This is a genomic window from Ilumatobacter sp., assembly GCF_049588435.1.
GTDB lineage: Bacteria > Actinomycetota > Acidimicrobiia > Acidimicrobiales > Ilumatobacteraceae > Ilumatobacter_A.
Window position 1 is genome coordinate 1 of record NZ_JBAVYV010000116.1, and the last position, 5214, is coordinate 5214.

Annotated in this window: 3 protein-coding genes; all 3 read left to right on the forward strand. The window is 68.1% G+C overall.

The genetic code is table 11. From position 1 onward, the window contains the following. Nucleotides 1-1781, forward strand: a 1781-nt coding sequence (locus WBV89_RS04310) for a circularly permuted type 2 ATP-grasp protein (RefSeq protein ID WP_423980106.1), incomplete at its 5' end; no start/stop codon positions are given. Continuing rightward, complete coding sequence (locus WBV89_RS04315; RefSeq protein ID WP_423980107.1) at nt 1778-2680, forward strand: transglutaminase family protein; 903 nt, start codon at nt 1778-1780, stop codon at nt 2678-2680. The genes WBV89_RS04310 and WBV89_RS04315, both read left to right, overlap by 4 nt. Before the next feature lie 119 nt (nt 2681-2799). Then, a partial coding sequence (locus WBV89_RS04320; RefSeq protein ID WP_423980108.1) for a transglutaminase family protein occupies nt 2800-5214 on the forward strand: 2415 nt, incomplete at its 3' end.

Below are 5214 nucleotides of genomic sequence, written 5' to 3' on the forward strand. Positions count from 1 at the left end.
CCGCCGGGCTCGGCTACACGCTGCTCGACCGCAGCGTGATGACCCAGGTCGCCGACGTCGGCGACGACCTCCCGCGCACGCTCGACTCGTCGCTCGCGCTGATGCGCGCGGCGCTCGTCGACACGACCGCTGTCGAAGGACCGCGCGTGGTGGTGCTCACGAGCGGGATCGACCACCCGGCCTACGTCGACCACTCGTACATGGCGACCCAACTCGGATTCAACGTCGTCGAAGGGCCGGACCTGGTCGTGCGCGAGAGCCAGTTGTGGCTGCAGACGCTCGGTGGGCTCGAGCGGGTCGACGTACTGCACCGGCGGATCGTCGACCGCCAACTCGATCCCCTCGAGACGAACACGTTTGGAGCGGCCGGGATCCCGGCGGTTCTGCTGGCCGATGATGCGGGAACCGTCACGATGGCGAACGCCCACGGAACGGGCGTGATCGAGGACGCGGCCCTGATCGGGTCCTGGGATCGTGCCGGACAGGAGTTGACCGGCGAGGAGCCGTGGCTCCGGTTGCGGTCACCGCGGCTCGCGATGGGCTCCACACGGATCGACGACGTGCTCGGTCGGCCGGCAGAGCGTGCACCGTGCCTCGTCGACGGGAAGATCGTCGACAAACCGATCGTGCTCCGGTTCCACGCAGTCGCGACGAACGATGGCATCGCGGTGATCCCGGGCGGAAACGGGAGGATCGTCGAGCCCCACGACGATCCCACGCTGCCGACGCCATCGCGGGTGAAGGACGTCTGGGTGCTCGGTGGCGAAGCGGTACCGAGCCTGATCGTCGAGGCTCGTTCGGCCCCGCAGGTCGACTTCATCACGTCGGTCCCGACCCGTGCCGCACATTCGCTGTACTGGCTCGGCCGAGCATCCGAGCGTGCCGAGGCCGTCGCCCGCGCGATGCGGGTCATCGCGTCCGCCGCGCCGCTCGCATCGTGGGACGGACGGGCGACACCCGCCATGCGGTTGCTCGCGACGCTGACCGGCAGCGAGGCACCGACCGTCATCGTCGTCGATGGTGGTCACGCTCCGGCGCTGAAGGATGCGCGCCGGATGGCGGTCGAGGCGGCTTCGGAATCACTCGAGTTCCACATCGGATCGATGCTCGCCGAATCCGCATCGGTGCGTGAGTTCCTGTCGACCACCACCGGTCGCGTGCTCGGTGAGATGGTGAACAGCCGCGAGCGACTCGCGGCACGTCCCGACGACGTCGACGCACTCGATGCCGTGCTGTTCCAATTGTCGGCGTTTGCAGGGCTGTGGAGCGAGAGCGTCGTGCGCGGACCCGCCTGGTACTACGGCGACTTCGCGAAGCGGTACGAACGGGCGCTCGTGTCGATCGCGAGCGCTGCGACCGCAGTCGACATCACGACCGATGGGACCCTGAGCACCGATGCTCGGAGCCGTGGACTCGAAGCGGTCCTCGGGGCGAACGACAGCCTCGTCGCATACCGTCGACGTCACCGCAGCGATGTCGAACTCGATGCCGTGCTGGCGCTGATCCTGCACGATCAGCGCAATCCCCGGTCCGGTGCCGCCTCGATCGCAGGGATGATCCGCAATGCCGAGGCCATCGGCTGGACGGCGGGCATCGATCGTCTGGAGGCGTTGGCGTCGCAGATGATCGAGTTCGGTGTGGGCGATCCGCCGGAGCGTCTCGATGCTGCCGAGGCGGAACTTCACGAGCTCGCCGTCGAACTGACCTCAACCCGACTCGTCGCGCCGCCGCATCCGACGCTGGTCCGATCGCGCCTGATCGACCCGGGAGCGGTGGCATGACCCGATACCGCGTCGTGCACCGCACGTCCTACACGTACGGCCTGGCCGTCAACGACGCCTACACGGTGGCGTGCCTCCTCCCGCGAGATCGTGAATTCCAGCAGGTTGTCCACTCCCAGGTCGTGGCGACACCGACGCCGGACGAGTTCGTCGAGACGCGCGACGTCTTCGGCAACCGCATCGTCCAACTCGGGGTCCATCACCGTCACGATGCGTTCGAGATCTGTGCGGACAGCGTCGTCGAGACGCGTGTTCCCGACCTTCCCACGGCCGATCGATCGTGGGAGGAGGTCGCAGCGACCGCCCGCGGACTGCGCGGAGCGGCGGCGACGAAGGTCGGGCCGTACCGCGCCGCAACGCAGCCGTCGACCCCGTCGAAGCGACCCGAGCTTCTCGCCGCGCTCGCCCGGCGGATCTTCACCCCGGGGCGTCCCGTGGTCGAGGCGGTCACCGATCTCTCACGGGAGATCTTCGAGACGTACACCTTCGACTCGACGGCCACCGATTGGGCGACGCCGCTCGATGCGGTGCTCGAGAACCAGCGTGGGGTGTGCCAGGACTTCGCGCATCTCGCAACCGCCGTGCTCCGATCGGTCGGGCTGCCGTCCTCCTACGTGAGCGGGTACATCGAGACCGAGCCGCCCCCGGGTGAAGTGAAGTCGATCGGTGCAGATGCGTCGCACGCCTGGTGCTCGGTCTGGACCGGAGACTCGGATGACGCGGGGTGGCTCGACATCGATCCGACCAACCATCAGGTTCCACCGACGCGTCACGTGACGGTCGGATGGGGACGCGACTATGCCGATGTCGCTCCGGTTCGGGGCGTCGTGCTCGGACCCGGCTCGAATCAACGCATGAGCGTCGCCGTGGACGTGACCCGTCTCGAATCCGAACCCTGACGATCCCGCGCGGTCGCCAACCGGTGTCAGGCACCAGTTGACCGGATCGCAACACTGACCACCCCTCCGCCAGTCGGTCGATCGGTGCCTGACACCGGTTGACCAGAAGGAAATGACCCATGGGCATCCATGTCGCCATCGAACACCACACGTCGTACCACTTCGACCGCACCACGACGATCCATCCCCACATCTTCCGGTTGCGTCCCGCGCCGCACTCCCGGACGCCGATCCTCGCCTACAGCCTGAAGGTGTCGCCGGAGGACCACTTCCTCAACTGGCAGCAGGATCCGTTCGGCAACTATCTCGCCCGGGTCGTCTTCAACGAGCCGTCCGATCACCTCGACATCGCGGTCGACCTCGTCGCCGACATGACGACGATCAATCCGTTCGACTTCTTCGTCGAGGAATCGGCAGAGAAGTTTCCCTTCATCTACGACGCGCAGACCGCCCGCGATCTCGACGCGTACCTGCGCCCGGCGCACCAGGCCGGTCCGCGGATGAAGAAGTGGCTCGATGGGATCGACCGCACGAAGCGGATCCGCATCGAGGACTTCCTCGTCGGGATCAACCAACGCCTGTATACCGACGTCGCCTATTCGGTACGGATGGAACCCGGCGTCCAATCGCCCGAGGAGACATTCGACCGCGGGATCGGATCGTGTCGCGACACCGGTTGGCTGCTCGTCGAGGCGCTCCGGCATCTCGGTCTGGCCGCACGGTTCGTGTCGGGGTATCTCGTCCAACTGTCGAGCGATCAGCCGTCACTCGACGGCCCGGGAGGACCCGCGACCGACTTCACCGACCTCCACGCGTGGGCCGAGGTGTACGTGCCCGGCGCCGGCTGGATCGGTCTCGATCCGACGTCCGGCCTGTTCGCCGGAGAGGGGCACATCCCGCTCGCATGCACGCCGCATCCGATCTCGGCAGCCCCGATCACGGGAGCGACCAGCACGACCGAGGTCGAGTTCGAGTTCGCGAACGTCGTGCGCCGGGTCCGCGAGGATCCGCGTGTCACGCTGCCGTACACGCCGGAGCAGTGGACCGCGATCGACGCGCTCGGCGAGCAGGTGGACGAACGACTCGAGGCCGGGGACGTGCGCCTCACGATGGGCGGCGAGCCGACATTCGTGTCGATCGACGACATGGAGGGCGACGAGTGGAACACCGCTGCCGACAGCGCGGCCAAGCGCGCGCTCGCCCACGATCTGAGCGAGCGGCTGCGCGACCGGTTCGCGACGGGTGGGGTGCTGCAGTACGGCCAGGGCAAGTGGTACCCGGGTGAGCCGTTGCCGCGGTGGCAGATCGGGATCGTCTGGCGCCGGGACGGCGAGGCGCTGTGGTCCGATCCGACACTGCTCGCCGATCCGACGGAGCCGGGTACCGCGACGGTGGCCGATGCGGACGCCGTGATGCGCGGCATCGCGGAACGATTCGGGATCGATCACGCCCGCGTGTTGCCCGCCTACGAGGATCCGATCAACGAGGTGTGGAACGAGGCACGGCTCCCCGCGGGTGACCCGCCCGAGATCGACGTCACCGATGAGGAGGCCGACGCGCTCAGCGAGCCCGATGCGCGCCACCGACTGCTCGAACGGTTGAGCGGACCCGTCGGTGAACCGGCCGGATACGTGCTCGCGATGCATCCGTCGGAGGATGGACAGGGGTGGAACACCACGGACTGGACGCTGCGCCGGGGCCGGTTGTATCTCACACCAGGGGATTCGCCGATCGGACTGCGCCTCCCGATCGATTCGCTGACGTGGCTCCCGATCCCGTCGCCGTTCCAGCGTTCACCGTTCGCAGAGCGGTCCGCGCTCCCCGTTCCGGGCGTGGTGCCCGACCCGGTGCGCTCGGACCCGAGCGACTCCGTTGACGCGAGCGAGACCGAGGCGGCCGCACCGACGGCGATCACCGTCGAGACCCGCGACGGACACGTCCACGTCTTCCTCCCACCGATCGAGGAGGCAGAGCGAGCCGTCGAACTGCTCGGAGTGATCGAGTCCGTGGCGGCCGAGCTCGATCGCGCCGTCGTGGTCGAGGGCTACCCGATTCCGCGCGATCCGCGGTTCGAGATGTTGATGGTGACCCCCGATCCCGGTGTCATCGAGGTCAACGTCCAGCCGACCACCACCTGGGCCGACATGCGCACCGTGATCGAGACGATCTACGAGGAGGCGCGCCAGACGCGGCTCGGCACCGAGAAGTTCGCGCTCGACGGGAGCCACACGGGCACCGGCGGCGGGAACCACGTGACGCTCGGCGGGCTGACCCCGGCCGACAGCCCGCTGTTGCGTCGACCGGACCTGCTGCGCAGCATGGTCACGTATTGGCAGCACCATCCGTCGCTGTCGTTCCTGTTCTCCGGCCAGTTCATCGGCCCGACGAGTCAGGCCCCGCGCGTCGACGAGGGCCGCGCCGACACGCTGTACGAACTCGAGATCGCGTTCGCCGAACTCGAGCGCGCGAGCGACGGCGAGGGTGGCGCTCCGCCATGGATCGTCGACCGACTGCTGCGGCACCTGCTGGTCGAC